Annotated in this window: 14 protein-coding genes and 5 tRNA genes; 18 read left to right on the top strand and 1 reads right to left on the bottom strand. The window is 62.0% G+C overall.

The genetic code is table 11. From position 1 onward, the window contains the following. Window positions 1-29: 29 nt before the first annotated feature. The 8 genes from ACVOLL_RS11880 (at window position 30) to ychF (ending at window position 6,906) form a co-directional block, all read left to right on the top strand. Window positions 30-1,712, top strand: a complete 1,683-nt coding sequence (locus ACVOLL_RS11880) for a tetratricopeptide repeat protein (protein ID WP_481513055.1) — start codon at window positions 30-32, stop codon at window positions 1,710-1,712. Further along, on the top strand, window positions 1,709-2,368 hold the full coding sequence (lolB, locus tag ACVOLL_RS11875; RefSeq protein ID WP_481513054.1) for a lipoprotein insertase outer membrane protein LolB: 660 nt from the start codon (window positions 1,709-1,711) through the stop codon (window positions 2,366-2,368). The genes ACVOLL_RS11880 and lolB overlap by 4 nt, the downstream gene beginning before the upstream one ends. Next, window positions 2,365-3,243 carry a 4-(cytidine 5'-diphospho)-2-C-methyl-D-erythritol kinase gene (ispE, locus tag ACVOLL_RS11870; RefSeq protein WP_481513053.1) on the top strand — a complete coding sequence of 293 codons (879 nt, stop codon included), beginning with the start codon at window positions 2,365-2,367 and terminating at the stop codon, window positions 3,241-3,243. Before lolB ends, ispE begins: the two co-directional genes overlap by 4 nt. A 3-nt stretch (window positions 3,244-3,246) precedes the next feature. Continuing rightward, window positions 3,247-3,323, top strand: a tRNA-Gln gene (locus ACVOLL_RS11865). Between the two features lie 107 nt (window positions 3,324-3,430). Continuing rightward, on the top strand, window positions 3,431-4,390 hold the full coding sequence (locus ACVOLL_RS11860; RefSeq protein WP_346498821.1) for a ribose-phosphate diphosphokinase: 960 nt from the start codon (window positions 3,431-3,433) through the stop codon (window positions 4,388-4,390). Window positions 4,391-4,495: 105 nt separating this feature from the next. Next, a complete protein-coding gene (locus tag ACVOLL_RS11855; protein ID WP_481513052.1) occupies window positions 4,496-5,098 on the top strand; it encodes a 50S ribosomal protein L25/general stress protein Ctc in 603 nt (200 codons plus the stop codon). Between the two features lie 53 nt (window positions 5,099-5,151). Next, a complete protein-coding gene (gene pth, locus ACVOLL_RS11850; protein ID WP_282272531.1) occupies window positions 5,152-5,730 on the top strand; it encodes an aminoacyl-tRNA hydrolase in 579 nt (192 codons plus the stop codon). An 84-nt stretch (window positions 5,731-5,814) separates the two neighbouring features. Beyond that, window positions 5,815-6,906: a redox-regulated ATPase YchF gene (ychF, locus tag ACVOLL_RS11845; protein ID WP_481513051.1), complete on the top strand. Its 1,092-nt coding sequence runs from the start codon at window positions 5,815-5,817 to the stop codon at window positions 6,904-6,906. A gap of 649 nt (window positions 6,907-7,555) precedes the next feature. Here the strand turns inward: ychF and ACVOLL_RS11840 are convergent. Next, on the bottom strand, window positions 7,556-10,351 hold the full coding sequence (locus ACVOLL_RS11840; protein WP_481513050.1) for a TonB-dependent receptor plug domain-containing protein: 2,796 nt from the start codon (window positions 10,349-10,351) through the stop codon (window positions 7,556-7,558). Between the two features lie 162 nt (window positions 10,352-10,513). Here ACVOLL_RS11840 and ACVOLL_RS11835 point away from each other — a divergent pair, with 162 nt between their 5' ends. The 10 genes from ACVOLL_RS11835 to rplK all read left to right on the top strand — a co-directional run bounded on the left by ACVOLL_RS11835 (window position 10,514) and on the right by rplK (window position 16,278). Beyond that, window positions 10,514-11,557: a cyanophycinase gene (locus tag ACVOLL_RS11835; protein WP_481513049.1), complete on the top strand. Its 1,044-nt coding sequence runs from the start codon at window positions 10,514-10,516 to the stop codon at window positions 11,555-11,557. A 187-nt stretch (window positions 11,558-11,744) separates the two neighbouring features. Then, on the top strand, window positions 11,745-12,764 hold the full coding sequence (locus ACVOLL_RS11830; protein ID WP_481513048.1) for an isoaspartyl peptidase/L-asparaginase family protein: 1,020 nt from the start codon (window positions 11,745-11,747) through the stop codon (window positions 12,762-12,764). A gap of 137 nt (window positions 12,765-12,901) precedes the next feature. Continuing rightward, a tRNA-Tyr gene (locus tag ACVOLL_RS11825) sits at window positions 12,902-12,987 on the top strand. A 28-nt stretch (window positions 12,988-13,015) separates the two neighbouring features. Continuing rightward, a tRNA-Gly gene (locus tag ACVOLL_RS11820) sits at window positions 13,016-13,089 on the top strand. A gap of 38 nt (window positions 13,090-13,127) precedes the next feature. Continuing rightward, window positions 13,128-13,203, top strand: a tRNA-Thr gene (locus ACVOLL_RS11815). 49 nt (window positions 13,204-13,252) lie between these two features. Beyond that, entirely contained in the window at window positions 13,253-14,443 is a 1,191-nt protein-coding gene (gene tuf / locus ACVOLL_RS11810) for an elongation factor Tu (RefSeq protein WP_481513040.1), read from the top strand. A gap of 104 nt (window positions 14,444-14,547) precedes the next feature. After that, window positions 14,548-14,623 (top strand) — tRNA-Trp (locus ACVOLL_RS11805). Between the two features lie 50 nt (window positions 14,624-14,673). Then, entirely contained in the window at window positions 14,674-15,084 is a 411-nt protein-coding gene (secE, locus tag ACVOLL_RS11800) for a preprotein translocase subunit SecE (protein ID WP_481513047.1), read from the top strand. A gap of 10 nt (window positions 15,085-15,094) precedes the next feature. Then, window positions 15,095-15,655 (top strand): transcription termination/antitermination protein NusG, encoded by a 561-nt coding sequence (nusG, locus tag ACVOLL_RS11795; protein ID WP_057630031.1) that lies wholly within the window; start codon window positions 15,095-15,097, stop codon window positions 15,653-15,655. A 194-nt stretch (window positions 15,656-15,849) separates the two neighbouring features. Then, window positions 15,850-16,278, top strand: coding sequence for a 50S ribosomal protein L11 (rplK, locus tag ACVOLL_RS11790; protein WP_057630030.1), 429 nt, complete (start codon window positions 15,850-15,852; stop codon window positions 16,276-16,278).

Genomic DNA, 16,278 nt, shown 5'->3' with positions numbered 1-16,278 from the left:
GCCGCCATTTTACGGCCCGGTTGCGTCAGATGCCCGTATTCAATCGCATATGCACCGTTCTGTTGCTTTCCCTGCCGGTTTTTCCGGTGCTGGCGGCCCCGGTTGCGCCGGTCCAGGCGCAGTTGGCGGCCGAAGGCCTGCCGCTGACCCCGGTGCTGGCCGGCGAGTTCTCGCTGCAGGCCGGCAAACTGCCCGATGCCGCCCGCTGGTACCTGCAGGCGGCCCAGGAAGCCAAGGGCGACGTAGGCCTGGCTGAACGCGCCACCCGCATCGCCATGCTGGCCGATGATGCCGACCGAGCCGAACAGGCGCTGGCGCTTTGGGCGCAGCGTGACCCTGGTTCGGTCGCGGTGCGCGGCACCCGTGGTGCGCTGGCCATGCGCAATGGCGACGCCAAGCTGGCCCGCAAGGAGTTGTTGGCGGTGTTGCGTTCGCCTGAACCACGGTCCTGGCGCTATGCGCTGCTGGCGCTGGCTACTGGTGGTCGTGACCCGGCGGTACCGGCGCAGGTGCTGGGCATGCTGGTGGACGCCAATGCGATCCCCAATGATCTGGAGGCCTGGCAGGAATTCGGCCGGCTGGCCCTGCGCATGGAGAGCCCGGAGCTGTCGCGGCGCATGGTGGGCGAGGTGGTGCGGCGCTTTCCGGATGAGCCGCGGGTGGCGCTGCTGCATGCCTCCCAGCTCAATCAGGCCGGCAAGAAGGACGAGGCGCTGGCCCTGCTCAAAGGCATCGAGCCCAAGGCGGAGAAGGACGACGAGCTGCGCGGTGCGCTGGCCATCGCCTATGACACGCTGGGCGAGACAGCCGCTGCCGAACATGTGCTGTCGGTAGGCGAGCAGAACCTGCAGAGCTGGGGCATGCGTGCCTCGCTGCTGGCCAAGCAGAAGGACGATGTGGCGCTGCTGGCGCTGTATCAGGACATTGCGGCCAAGGCCAGCAAGCCTGACCCGGACCAGCGCCTGCTGCTGGGCAAAATCGCCGAATACCTGAAGCGCTACCAGGAAGCCGTGGATTGGTATCACGGCGTGCCCGGTGGCGAGCATCGCGGTGAGGCGCAGCTGCGTGCGGTCAATGCGCTGCACCTGATGGGTGACAAGGCGCGCGCTGCCAAAGAGGTGCAGTCGATCCAGGCCGATGCCTCACTGGATGACGATGTGCGCCGCGACGCCTATCTGCTCGAATCTGAGCTGCAGCTGCGTGATGGCGAAACCAAGGCTGAGTTCGATGTGTTGGCGCGTGGTCTTGCTGCATTCCCGGATGACAGTGCCTTGCTTTACGCCCGCGCGCTGGCCTGGGAACGCACTGACAATGTGCCGCGCGCCGAGGCTGACCTGCGCAAGGTACTGGTGGCCGAGCCCGAGAACGTGGCGGCGCTGAACGCATTGGGCTACACCTTGGCCGACCGCACCCAGCGCTACCAGGAGGCATTGGAGCTGATTGATCGTGCGCGCGTGGCCGAGCCGGACAATGCCGCCATCGTCGACAGCTACGGTTGGGTGTTGTATCGACTGGGCCGTAATGACGAAGCGCTGGTGCATCTGCGCCGCGCCTGGACCTTGAACAAAGACCCGGAAATCGCTGCGCACGTAGGCGAAGTGCTGTGGGTGCTGGGACAGAAAGACGAAGCCCGGCGCTACTTCGACGAGGCCCGCAAGCTGGATCCGGACAACCGCGCGCTGCAGCGTGCGATCGAAAAGTTGGGTGTATGAACGTAATGATGTGGCGGGCGCCGTTGGCGCTGCTGGTAGTAGGCGCGCTCGCGGCCTGTGGCTCGGTGCCCAAGCGCCAGGCGGCGCCGGTAGCGGCTGAAGTGGAGCAAGTGTCCGCGCAGGCGCAGGCGGCGGAACAGCAGCGGCAGGCCGCGCTGCAGGCGCAGCCGAACTGGTCATTCCAGGGCCGGGTGGCGATCAGCAAGGGGCGCAACGGCGGCAATGGTCGGATCGACTGGCTGCAGCAGGGGCCTGCCTATCAGGTCAGTCTGGCTGCGCCGGTAACCCGCCAGAGCTGGCAGCTCAGTGGTGGTGAGCCGGGCCAGGCGGTGCGTCTGGACGGACTTGAAGGCGGTCCGCGCACGGCCGATGACGCTGGTCAGCTGCTGTTGCAGGCCACCGGCTGGGAAATCCCGGTCGCCCAGTTGGCCGAGTGGGTGCGTGGCCTGCCAAGTGCCGGAGCCAGCCCCGAATACCTCGGTTTCGACGCCGAAGGGCGGCCACGGGTGCTGCGCCAGCAGGGCTGGCAGGTGGACTATCTGGACTGGTACCCGGCCGACGCCGGGCGTCCGTCGCTGCCGCGCCGGATCGAGGCGGTCAACGGCGATGCCAAGGTCCGCCTGATCGTGGATGAATGGGGTGCGGACGCGCCATGACTGCCGTTGTCGATGCTGCGGGCTGGTCGTACTGGCCAGCCCCGGCCAAGCTGAACCTGTTTCTGCATATCACCGGCCGTCGCGCTGATGGCTACCACGTGCTGCAGACTGTATTCCGGCTGCTGGATTGGGGCGATCGTATCGGCCTGCGCCTGCGTGAAGACGGCCGGGTACATCGCGACGGGCTATCGGTAGCTGGCGTTGCCGAGGCTGATGATCTTGTGGTTCGTGCGGCTATCGCGCTGAAAAATGCGACCAATTGCGACAAAGGTGTCGATATCCGGGTCGAAAAGCGGATTCCGGCCGGTGGTGGCTTTGGTGGTGGCTCCTCCGATGCGGCAACCGTGCTGGTGGCACTGAACGCGCTGTGGGGCGCCGGGCTGGACGAGGACGCACTGGCCGCACTCGGTGTCGGTCTAGGCGCCGATGTTCCGGTATTTGTGCGCGGGCGCAGCGCCTGGGCCGAAGGTGTGGGCGAATTGCTGACGCCGATAGATTTGCCGGAAGCGTGGTATTTGCTGGTTGATCCGGGTGTTCACGTGCCCACGGCTGAACTTTTTCGTTCACAGCATTTGACGCGGGATGCCAAGCCCGTGAAAATAGCGGACTTCGCTTCCGGGACCGTCCTCGGAAATGCGTTCGAGCCGGTACTACGGCGCCAGGAACCTGCCATCGAGGCGACGTTCCAGGCCTTGTCAGGTATTGGTCGGGCACGACTCACGGGGTCGGGAAGCGGTTGTTTCGTCGAGTTCGCTACGCGCGCTGCTGCAGAGCAGGCCTTGGCGGAGTTGCCGCCGCAACTGCGAGCTTGGGTAGCTGCGGGTGTTGATCGCTCGCCACTGCTTGATGCGCTGGAAACGACGGGAATTGTTTGATGCAGGGGCGTCGCCAAGAGGCCCAAGGCACCAGGTTTTGATCCTGGCATTCGTAGGTTCGAATCCTACCGCCCCTGCCACACACTCCCAACGCTGCAAGCGCATTGGATGTGCGCGAAACGAACCCGCGCCATCACCGCAGTAATCACGTTTCTTTTGCTACTCGCCCCCGCCCGAGAGAGCTGTCATGCAAGATTCCCCGAACCTGCTGGTTTTTTCCGGCAATGCCAATAAACACCTTGCGCAGAGCATCTGCAAGGAACTCGGGGTAAGACCGGGCAAGGCACTGGTTTCCAAGTTTTCCGATGGTGAAGTGCAGGTCGAGATCCAGGAGAACGTGCGTAAGCAGGACGTTTTCGTGGTTCAGTCCACCGGCGCTCCAAGTGCCGAAAACCTGATGGAACTGCTGGTGATCATCGACGCGCTCAAGCGCGCGAGCGCCGCTTCCGTTACCGCGGTGGTGCCGTACTTCGGCTACGCCCGCCAGGATCGCCGCATGCGCTCCTCGCGCGTGCCGATCACCGCGAAGGTTGCTGCAAAGATGTTCTCGGCTGTGCACACCGACCAGATCCTCACGGTCGACCTGCACGCCGATCAGATCCAGGGTTTCTTCGACATGCCGGTCGATAACGTCTATGCGTCGCCGCTGTTGCTGGCCGACATCTGGCGCGTCTACGGCACCGACAACCTGATCGTGGTCAGCCCGGACGTAGGCGGCGTGGTACGCGCCCGCGCCGTGGCAAAGCGCCTGGATGATGCCGACCTGGCCATCATCGACAAGCGCCGCCCGCGTGCCAACGTCGCCACCGTGATGAACATCATCGGTGACGTTGAAGGCAAGACCTGCGTGATGGTCGACGACATCGTCGACACCGCCGGCACCCTGTGTGCTGCCGCTGCTGCCCTCAAGGCGCGCGGTGCACTGAAGGTTGCCGCGTACTGCACCCACGCCGTGCTCTCGGGCCCGGCGGTGGACAATTTGAACAACTCCCAGCTCGATGAGCTGGTGGTGACCGACACGATTCCGCTTTCCGAAGTGGCCCGCGTCTGTCCCAAGATCCGCCAGATCAGCGTGGCCGAAATGCTGGCCGAGACGATGCGCCGCATCGCCTTCGGTGAGTCGGTCAGCTCGATGTACGTGGATTGATGGATCCGGTCCCCGGCTTGTCCGGGGATCACAACAGGCTCTTCTGGTCGCGGAAGAGTCTTTACGCAGCGCCGCGAGGCGGTGCAACAACCTAGAGTAGTCAACATGGCAAAGTCCCACGAAATCAAAGTCGCCCGTCGTGACGTGCAAGGTCAGGGTGCGAGCCGCCGCCTGCGTCATGCCGGTGTGGTCCCGGGTATCGTTTACGGCGGTGATAAGGAGCCGGTGAAGGTCGAGTTCAACCACAACGAGATCTGGCTGGCCCAGTTCAACGATTGGTTCTACTCCTCGATCATCGACCTGAACCTCGACGGCACCATCCACAAGGTGCTGCTGCGTGACATGCAGCGTCACCCGTACAAGCAGCTGGTCATGCACCTGGATTTCCAGCGCGTGAACGAAAATGAAGTGCTGCACGCTTCGGTGCCGCTGACCTTCATCAACGAAGACACCTCGCCGGCTGGCAAGGCTGCCGACGTGCTGGTCACTCACGAACTGAAGGAAGTGGCGATTGCCTGCTTGCCGAAGGACCTGCCGGAGTCGATCGAAGTCGACCTGGGCGAGCTGAAGGCTGGCGACATCATCTACCTGTCGGGCCTGAAGCTGCCGGCTGGCGTGGAAATTCCGGCGCTGAAGCTGGGCAAGGGCCATGACGACGCAGTTGTCATCGCCAAGACCGCCGCTGCAGAAGAAGCAGCAGCCGAGTAATCGGCCATGTTGCGCCCGCTCTTCGGAGCGGGCGCAGCAGGTGTATCTGACAGATGACTGGCTTGCGATTGATCGTTGGTCTGGGCAACCCCGGACCCGAACACGCCCGGACCCGGCACAATGCCGGGTTTCATTTCGTTGAGGCCCTGGCAGAGCGGCAGGGCGCGCGCTGGGCGCTGGAAAGCAAATTGTTTGGCGAAGTCGCCAAGGTCGAGATTGCTGGACAGCCGGTATGGCTGTTGAAGCCGGCCACCTACATGAACCTCTCTGGCAAATCGGTCACCGCCGCACAGCGGTTCTGGAAGATCGAGCCGGAAGAGACCCTGCTTGCACACGACGAACTGGACATGCCGCCCGGCGTGGCCCGGCTCAAGTTCGACGGTGGTCATGGCGGCCAGAACGGCCTGCGTGACACCATCCGTCTGCTCGGTCATGGCAAGTTCCATCGCCTGCGTCTTGGCATCGGCCATCCCGGTCACAAGGACCGCGTGGTGGGTTGGGTATTGGGCCGTCCGTCGCCGGACGACGCCGTGCTGATGGCACAGGCCATCGATGCGGCCATCGACGTGATGCCGTTGGCGGTAGCCGGTGATTACAGCGAAGCGATGAAGCGTCTGCACACCACCAAGTGAGCGAAAAATGGGGAATGGGGAATGGAACGGCGTTAGGCCCTTCCGCTTCTTCATTCCCGATTTTCCATTCACGGGAGTTCAAGCATGGGTATCAAATGCGGCATCGTCGGTCTGCCCAATGTCGGCAAGTCGACCCTGTTCAATGCGCTGACCAAGGCGGGTATCGCTGCGGCCAACTTCCCGTTCTGCACGATCGAGCCGAACACCGGCGTGGTGCCGGTGCCGGATCCGCGCCTTGATGCGCTGGCGGCCATCGTCAAGCCGGAGCGGGTGATCCCGACCACGATGGAGTTCGTCGACATCGCCGGTCTGGTCGCTGGTGCGTCCAAGGGTGAAGGCCTGGGCAACAAGTTCCTGGCCCATATCCGCGAGACCGATGCCATCGCTCATGTTGTGCGTTGCTTCGAAGACGGCAATGTCATCCACGTTGCCAACAAGGTCGATCCGATCGCCGATATCGAGACCATCGATACCGAGCTGGCGCTGGCTGACCTGGAATCGGTGTTGAAGGCGCTGGATCGCGCTACCCGCGCAGCCAAGGCCAATGACAAGGAAGCGCTGGCGCGCAAGCCGGTGCTGGAGAAGCTGGCTTCGGCACTGGACCAGGGCAAGTCGGCGCGTGCCGCCGGCCTCGATGCCGATGAGAAGGCGCTGATCCGTGACATGTTCCTGATCACGCTGAAGCCGTTGATGTACATCGCCAACGTTGCCGAAGACGGCTTCGAGAACAATCCGCTGCTGGACGTCGTGCGCGCTCGCGCCGAAGCCGAAGGTGCCGAAGTGGTGCCGGTGTGTGCGGCCATCGAGGAAGAAATGGCGCAGCTGGACGACGCCGACCGCGACGAGTTCCTCAAGGACCTGGGTCTGGAAGAGCCGGGCCTGAACCGCGTGATCCGTGCCGGCTACAAGCTGCTCGGCCTGCAGACCTACTTCACCGCAGGCGTGAAGGAAGTCCGTGCATGGCAGCTGCGCGCCGGCTCGACCGCGCCGCAGGCAGCAGGTGTGATCCATACCGACTTCGAGCGTGGCTTCATCCGCGCCGAAACCATCAGCTACGAAGACTTCATCAACCTCAAGGGTGAGCAGGGCGCCAAGGAAGCCGGTCGCCTGCGCCTGGAAGGCAAGGACTACATCGTCAAGGAAGGTGACGTACTGCATTTCCGCTTCAACGTCTGATTCTTTTGATGTTGCAGTACCAACAAGGCCCCGCACTGCGGGGCCTTGTTGTATCAGGCGTTTTCATCATGGTGAAAATTTGACCATGATTTTGAAAGCCTTGCAGCGCAAGGCCTGCACGCGGTTGTCCACAGCCTTCTCCATTCATTGCACACAGCGGTTGTGGAGAAATCCCGGGTCAGGCAACTGTTTGTAGGAGCGGCGCAAGCCGCGAAGCTGGCCTTCTTGAAGCTCACACGTCTGTGCAACCTGACGATGCACGAGCTTCGCGGCTGACGCCGCTCCCACAAGACTGGTTTGCCTGAATTTGTAGGAGCGGCGTAAGCCGCGAAGCTGACCTTCTTGCAGCCGCGGGAGAATGTGCCATCTGAAGATGTACGAGCTTCGCGGCTGACGCTGCTCCTACAAAGAGCCGCATGCCTTCGTCGCAGTACATTGGTCAAAAAATCACCACTATTTTGAAAGCCTTGCAGCGCAAGGCCTGCACGTAGTTGTCCACAGCCTTCTCCAGCCATTGCACACAGTGGCTGTGGAGAAGAATTGCCACGGTGTAGCCGGTGCAGTGCTGGCTGGTGGTACCCACCAAAGCCCGCACAAACAACAAGGCCCGCCAATGGCGGGCCTTGTTGGCAATGCATGGAACCAGGCCTTACAGCGCCTTGCCGCCCAGCTTCCAGGTGAGCTGCAGGTAGTAGCTGCGGCCCATGCTGTCGAACCACGAAGTGTCGTAGTACGGGTAGTTCGACCAGGTCGGGTCCTTCGGCGGCATCTTGTCGAACAGGTTGTTTACCGACAGCGACACCCGCAGGTGATCAGTGATGTCGTAGCGGGCGCCGGCGTTGAAGCGCCAGGTTGCTTTGGTCCATGCGTCGTTGTCGTAGTTGGCGACCTTGCCCAGGTAGTTGCCGAACAGGCTGGCGCCCCAGGCACCCTTGTCCCAGCTCACGCCCAAGTTCGACTTCACCCGCGGCAGCGTGGTGGCGCTGAAGCTGACATCGAGCATGTCTTCCTTCGGGTCGCCGGGGAACTGCTGGCGGGTGTGGCGATGGGTCCAGTTGTACTGGCCGGTGAAGCTGAAATCGCCAGCGTTCGCCGTCTGCAGGCGGTAGTTGGCGGCGACATCGATGCCCGAGGTTTCCTCGTTGGCGATGTTGATCGGTCCGAAGCGAACGCTGGTGATGGTGCCGTCGCCGTCGCGGATCACGCGTGCCAAGGCGTCCACGCAGGTCGGCGAGTTGATGTCGACGGCCGTGCCGCTGTCGGTACTGCCCAGGCGGCAGTCCGCTTCCTGGATGCGCAGCAGTTCGCGGTCCTGCGTCTGCACCTGATTCTCGATCCGGATCTTGTAGTAATCCACCGCCAGATCGAAGTTGGCCACGGGTGACCACACGAAACCGGCCGAGAACGACTTGCTCGTCTCCTCATCCAGATTCATGTTGCCGCTGTAGACATCGAACGTGCTGACGTCGTAGTTGCCAAAGTCGCGGTCGTAGCATTCGCCGTCGGTTGCACCGGCATTGTCCGAACGACAGGCCAGGTAATCGGTGGCGTTGCGGGTGCGGTAGTAGTCGTTCCCGGCGAACAGGTAGTGCATGTCCGGTGCGCGGAAACCGGTGCCGTAGGAGCTGCGCAACAGCAGCGTATCCAGCGGACGCCATTCCAGACCGGCGCTGTAGGTGAACTTGCCCGGGCTCTTGTTGCCGTAGCTATAGCGGTCATAGCGGCCGGCAACGCTCGCCTGAAGGGTGGACGCAATTGGCAGGCGCAATTCGCCGGCGGCACTCCAGTGATCACGGTCACCGCTGCCATCGCCATAGCGCGGGCCGTAGTACGCGTCTTCGGTGAGCGCGAGCGGGTCGGGGTTGATCTTGTAGGACTGCTCGCCGTACTCCACGGCACCAGCGAAGCCGACGTCACCTGCAGGCAGCGAGAACAGCGAGGCGGTATCGACGGTGAAGCTGAGGTTGTCGTTCTTGGCTTCCGGACGGAAGGTGGACATTGCTGCGATCGAGGCGAACTCGGCCTGGGTCAGCGGCGTGAACAGGCGTGCCGGATCCGGGGTGTAGATCGCGATGCCGTCGTCGTCATAGCCCTGCAGTTCGCCCAGGAACAGGCTGTTGGCCGCAGCTGCCTTGATGCGCGGCATTTTGACGTCAGCCTTGTACTGGGAGTGGTTGTAGGCGGCTTCCCAGTTCCATTCCTCGGCGAACATGCCCTTGAGGCCGGTAGTCACCGCAAACGTCTTCTGGGTGGTGGTGTTCATGCGGTTGCGCAGACCGCCCACTTCTTCCGGGCTGAATTGGCGCGCCCAGTTCTCGTATCGCTCGGTGGTGGCGTTGTAGAAGATCTTGTTGCGGTAATTGTCGGTCGAGTTCGGGTCATGGAACTCCCAGCCCATATGGTCGCTGGCGACATCGTTGCTGTTGGTGCCGGTCAGCAGCTTGACCTTCTGCTGGCCAAGCTGGACATCGGCAAACCACGACAGCGCATCGTTGAACCGATACTCGAACGAACCATAGGCATTGAAGCCTTTGCGCTCGTTCTGGATGGTGCGATAGGCAATGGCGCGTTCGCTGCCGCAATACGGGCCGAGGTCGTTCTCGGCGAGTACAGTGGTGCCGCCGTTGAGGCCGGCCATGGCGGCGCAGCCGTCAGCCGGGGCGATGTTTTCGTCGTCGTCCCAATTCTGCAGCTGTGCGATGAGGCGCGGCAGGCGGCGTTCTGCAGCCGGCGAATCCAGCGTCGAATCCTGCACGCTGCGGTCGGTGCCCCACAGGGGGCGCTTGTTGATCAGTTCAACGCCGACGATGCCGCTGAACTTGTCCTGCTCGAAGCCGGTAGTGATCGTCAGATTCTGCGATGAGCCGCCGCCACGGCTGGTGTCGCCAAAGCGGTAGTCGAAGGTGGTGCCGTCGGTGGACTTCTTCAGGATGAAGTTGATGACGCCGGCCATGGCGTCGGAGCCGTACACGGCCGATGCGCTGCCGGTCAGCACTTCAATGCGATCAATCATGCCCAGTGGGATATTGCCGACGTCGGTGAAGTTGCTGCGGCCATTGAGCGGCAGCGGGAAGTCGGCGATGCGGCGGCCGTTGACCAGTACAAGCGTGTGATTCGGGCCCAGGCCGCGCAGATCGACTGCCTGTGCGCCAGGCGTGGACTGCGCGCCGGTGGTGTTCTGCTGCCCTTGGGTACTGCCGCTGTTCTGGCTCAGCGAGCGCAGTACATCGGGAACCGAGGTGAAACCAGCGGACTTGATCTGCTCGGCGGTCACCACGGTGACCGGGGCCGGGCCTTCCACCTGGGCGCGCGGGATGCGCGAGCCGGTGACCTGCACCGTGTCGAGTTGTTGCGGTTGGCCCTGGGTGGCGGTCTGCGCCAGGGCGGGGGCGGCCATCGACAGCAGGGCCAGTTGGATTGAACACACCATTGCGTGCTTACGCATGAATCAGCTCTCTGATGAAAAGTGTCCGAATTTGTCCTGTCGGCATGTAGGGAAATGCCGGCCAACCCTGTCTGTAATGTGAATGGGTTCTTGCCATCTAACACCTTTTTTACACGCTTGACCACTGCCAGAAAGTCTGGCATTACAGCTGTAAGCGATTACATGGATCAGGTAGAGGGTGCTATGAAACGTAAGAGTTCCTGGCTGGGGCGAATCGTTCTGGCTATCGCAGCTGTCGCTGCGGGGGGCGTGGTCCACGCCGAGGATTCGCGTGGCATCAGTGCCGCCGGCTACCGCTACTACGAAGTAGGTGATCTGGATGCGCCGCGCCCGGGCAAGACCGAGGCGGCCATGATGTTGATGGGCGGCGGCGACTGGGTGCCGGAGGCCTTCCACTGGTGGGTTGAACGGGCGGGGCACGGTCGCGTGGTGATCCTGCGCGCCTCCGGCGACGACAACATGCAGAAGGAGCTGTACTACGACATCGGCGGCGTTACCGCGGTGCAGACGCTGGTGTTCGACAGCCGCAAGGCGGCTGATGATCCGGCCGTGCTGCGTGTGGTGCGCGGCGCCGATGCGATCTTCATCGCCGGCGGCGACCAGTCGCGTTACATCCGTTTCTGGAAGGGCACCGAGCTCAACAACCTGCTCAATGCGCACGTCCGTGCCGGCAAGCCGATCGGCGGTACCAGTGCTGGGCTGGCGATCCTCGGTGGCTATGCCTATGGCGCGCTGGATGGCGGCAGTGTCAATTCACCGGCCGCTTTGAGTGACCCGATGGGGAGCAAGGTGACCATGGACCGGGATTTCCTGACCATGCCCTACCTGTCCAACGTGGTGACCGATACCCACTTCGCCAAGCGTGATCGCCTGGGCCGGTTGATTGTGTTTGTGGCCCGTGCCGCGCAGGAGAAAGGCCAGGACGATATCGTCGGCATCGGCGTCGATGAAGACACCGCCCTGTGCGTGGAAGCTGATGGCCGTGGCCAGGTGTATTCCTTGAATGATGGCTATGCGTGGTTGGTGATGCCACGGCACACGGCAGATCGCCTGAGCAATGGTGAGCCCTTGGAATTCAGTTCGATTCCGGTCACTGGCGTTGGTGCGGGCAGTCGTCTGCACCTGGATGGGTTCAGGGTCGACAACGCAGCTTTCACTGCGATGGCCAGCGTCGTCGATGGCGAGTTGGAGCTGCATCCCAACTGAGCGTTTGCGATCAACAGATCAAGGGGCTTCGGCCCCTTTTTTGTTGTCGTTGGGAGTGGTTGCTGCAGGGGTGGAATGTGGGGGCGGGCTCGGCAGCTGTCGGAATGCGGGGGTGGGCGACGTTGGTGACTGTTCAGAGTGGCTGGCAGCTGCCTAGAATCGGGGTTCCATTCGGGAGTGAAGAAACATGAAGCTGACTTCTGCAGTACTGCTGGGCCTGGCGTCGCTGTCCTCGGGGGCTGCCGCGGCAGCCGAGGTCTCTCCCTTGCTGGTCATCCATGGCGGGGCAGGGGTTGAGCGCAAGGATTTCAGCGCTGCAGAAGAGCGTGCTGCCCGCGCCGCCTTGACCGAGGCGCTGCGCCAGGGTCATCAGGCCTTGGCTGCTGGCAAGCCTGCGCTGGATGCAGTGACGGCTGCGATCACCGTGCTGGAGAACGATCCGACTTTCAATGCAGGTCGGGGCGCGGTGTTCACCCATGACGGCAAGAATGAGTTGGATGCCTCGTTGATGGATGGCGCCACGCTGCGCGCCGGTGCCGTCGCCGGCGTGCATACCGTCAAGAACCCGATCCTGCTGTCGCGCGCGGTGATGGAGCATTCCCCGCACGTGATGATGGTGGGGCAGGGCGCGGAGCTGTTCGCCGCCGAGCAGAAGATCGAACTGGTGGATCCGTCCTACTTCCGTACCGAGAAGCGTTGGGAGCAGTTGCAGCGTGCATTGAAGGAAGAGGCTGCAGGGCAGGCGCATGCCGACCTGGAGACCGCCAAGCATTTCGGCACCGTGGGTGCGGTTGCATTGGATGGCCAGGGCAAGCTTGCGGCGGGCACCTCCACCGGTGGCATGACCAACAAGCGCTATGGACGGGTTGGTGATTCGCCGATCATCGGTGCCGGAACCTATGCCAGCGACCAGTGCGCAGTATCAGGCACGGGCTGGGGTGAGTACTACATCCGCCTGTCCGTCGCGCATGAGATCTGTGCACGCATGAAGTACTTGAAGGAAACGCCTGCACAGGCCGGCGATGAAGTGATCGTCAAGCGCATCCCCGAGCTCGGTGGTGATGGTGGCGGCATCGTTCTGTCTGCTGATGGCAAGGCTGCGATGCCGTTCAATACCGAAGGCATGTATCGCGGTTGGATTGGTGCCGATGGCGTGCCGCACGTGGCGATTTTTGCTGACGAAAAGATTAAGATGCCCGGCGAGTGATCGGCACCGCCGATGCCGAAAAAGAAATTTCACCAAATGTGAAGATTTCTGTTGACAGCATCGGCGCTGATCACCAAAATAGCGAGCTCACCCACCCCTGACCGGCAAGGCCGCGGTCCTCGACAAGGGAGTGGAATGGAGGGATACCCAAGCGGCCAACGGGGGCAGACTGTAAATCTGCTGGCTTACGCCTTCGGTGGTTCGAATCCACCTCCCTCCACCAGTTTTATGTTGTGACGTGTTTTCCCGGTGCGGGAGTAGTTCAACGGTAGAACCTTAGCCTTCCAAGCTAATGGTGCGGGTTCGATTCCCGTCTCCCGCTCCATTGAACGAAACGAAAAAACACGGCATAATAGACAACTCGCTCACGTAGCTCAGTCGGTAGAGCACCTCCTTGGTAAGGAGGAGGTCGAAGGTTCGATTCCTTTCGTGAGCACCATCTTTCGCTGATAGTGCACAACTAACCCTGTTACCGAGAAGAAGCAGCCATGTCCAAGAGCAAGTTCGAGCGTACCAAGCCGCACGTCAACGTCGGCACCATCGGCCACGTCGATCATGGCAAGACCACGCTGACTGCCGCGCTGACCAAGATCGGTGCAGAGCGCTTCGGTGGCGAGTTCAAGGATTATTCCTCGATCGATGCCGCACCGGAAGAGAAGGCTCGTGGTATCACGATCTCGACCGCGCACGTTGAGTACGAATCTGCTTCGCGTCACTACGCCCACGTGGATTGCCCGGGCCATGCTGACTACGTCAAGAACATGATCACCGGTGCTGCCCAGATGGACGGCGCGATCTTGGTCTGTTCGGCTGCTGACGGCCCGATGCCGCAGACCCGCGAGCACATCCTGCTGTCGCGTCAGGTCGGCGTGCCGTACATCGTTGTGTTCCTGAACAAGGCCGACATGGTTGACGATGCCGAGCTGCTGGAACTGGTCGAAATGGAAGTCCGCGAGCTGCTGAGCAAGTACGACTTCCCGGGCGACGACACCCCGATCGTGCACGGTTCGGCTCGTATGGCGCTGGAAGGCGACCAGAGCGAGATCGGCGTGCCGGCCATCCTGAAGCTGGTCGATGCACTGGACAGCTGGATCCCGACCCCGGAGCGCGACGTCGACAAGCCGTTCCTGATGCCGGTGGAAGACGTGTTCTCGATCTCGGGCCGCGGCACCGTGGTGACCGGTCGTATCGAGCGCGGCGTGATCAAGGTCGGCGAAGAAATCGAAATCGTCGGTATCCGTCCGGTCCAGAAGACCACCGTCACCGGCGTGGAAATGTTCCGCAAGCTGCTGGACCAGGGTCAGGCAGGTGACAACGCCGGTCTGCTGCTGCGCGGCACCAAGCGTGACGACGTCGAGCGTGGCCAGGTTCTGGCCAAGCCGGGTTCGATCAAGCCGCACACCCAGTTCGAAGCCGAAGTCTACGTTCTGTCGAAGGACGAAGGCGGCCGTCACACCCCGTTCTTCAAGGGCTACCGTCCGCAGTTCTACTTCCGTACCACCGACATCACCGGCGCTTGCGAGCTGCCGGAAGGCGTCGAGATGGTGATGCCGGGCGACAACGTCAAGATGACCGTCACCCTGATCAACCCGGTGGCAATGGACGAAGGCCTGCGCTTCGCAATCCGTGAAGGTGGCCGTACCGTCGGCGCCGGCGTGGTTGCAAAGATCGTCGCTTAATAAGCCTGTAGCGCCAGCAGTAAACGCTGTTGGTTGCGCGAAAGGCGGGCCGGGTAACTCGGTCCGCCTTCGCCGTCTAAGGTGATGTGTAACAGTCAAGTCATACGCCAGTAGCTCAATTGGCAGAGCAGCGGTCTCCAAAACCGCAGGTTGGGGGTTCGAGTCCCTCCTGGCGTGCCACTTGCAACTCTCTATCCAGTGACCTTGGTCGCACCAGCTACAAGAGTCGGATGAACAGCAAGATCGAACATTCCAAGTCCGCCGCTTCATCGGGTGGTGATATCGTCAAGTACGTCGGCGCTGCGCTGTTGGTGCTGGCAGGTCTGTTTGTCTGGTTCTGGTTCGCCGATCAGCCGCGTCAAGCCCAGCTGGGCGCGTGGGCTGGACAGTGGCGTGCACTGGCAGTGGTTTTGGGTCTGGTGGCAGGTGGTGCAGTGTTCATGCTGACCACGAAGGGTCGTCAGACAATCGAATTCCTTTCTGAATCCCGTTTTGAGCTGCGCAAGGTTGTGTGGCCGGCCCGCCAGGAAGCTATCCGCATGACGTGGGTAGTGGTTGTGGTGGTGATCGTGCTGAGCCTGCTGTTGGGTGGCTTTGACTTCGTGATCCAGAAGCTGACCCAGTGGTTCTTGGGTCGTTAAGGAGATATCTGTGAAGCGTTGGTACGTCGTTCACGCCTATTCAGGTTTTGAGAAGTCGGTTGCGCAGGCGCTGCGTGATCGCATTGCGCGTGACGAGATGCAGGAGCTTTTTGGTGATGTGCTGGTCCCCACTGAAGAAGTGGTGGAAATGCGCGCAGGCCAGAAGCGCCGCTCCGAGCGTAAGTTCTTCCCGGGTTACGTGCTGGTACAGATCGAGACCCACGAAGAAGCCGGTATCCCGCGCATTGACAACGAAAGCTGGCACTTGGTGAAGGAAACCCCGAAGGTCATGGGTTTCATCGGTGGCACCGCTGACCGTCCTCTGCCGATTCAGGACAGCGAAGCTGCTGCCATCCTGAATCGCGTTCAGGAAGGTGTCGAGAAGCCGCGTCCGAAGGTGCTGTTCGAGCCGGGCCAGATGGTCCGCGTCACCGAAGGCCCATTCAACGATTTCAACGGCGTTGTCGAGGAAGTCAATTACGAAAAGAGCCGCCTGCGCGTCTCGGTGCTGATCTTCGGTCGCGCCACCCCGGTCGAGCTCGAGTTCGGCCAGGTCGAGAAGGCGATCTAAGGCGCTGCGTACCGCCTGTTCAGGTGGCGTCGCAAAAAGCTGCTACAATTTTCGGCTCCCCAATGAGGGAGCAAATCAAGGGCTGCCGCAAGGTGGCCTTTGGTGCGATTTCACAACGCGATGCCGGGACGCGTGATTCCCGGTCCGATGGGGAGCCTGTTGTCGCAAGGCGCTAGCACCCGGAGAGCACTCTAATGGCAAAGAAAGTTGTCGGTTATATCAAGCTGCAGGTAAAGGCCGGTCAGGCCAATCCCTCGCCGCCGGTCGGTCCTGCGCTGGGTCAGCGTGGTCTGAACATCATGGAATTCTGCAAGGCGTTCAACGCCGCTACGCAGAAGCTGGAGCCGGGTCTGCCGGTGCCGGTGATCATCACGGCCTACTCGGACCGTACGTTCACCTTCATCACCAAGAGCACCCCGGCGACCACGCTGCTGAAGAAGGCCGCTGGCATTTCTTCGGGCTCGAAGAAGCCGAACACCGACAAGGTGGGCAAGGTGACGCGCGCGCAGCTGGAAGAAATCTGCAAGGCAAAGGAGCCGGATCTGACGGCTGCCAGCCTTGACGCCGCCGTGCGTACGATCGCGGGCTCTGCCCGTTCCATGGGCCTGGTGGTAGAGGGTTAA

This window comes from Stenotrophomonas sp. STEN035 (genome assembly GCF_056759935.1).
This window is presented reverse-complemented; position numbering and strand designations above follow the sequence as displayed.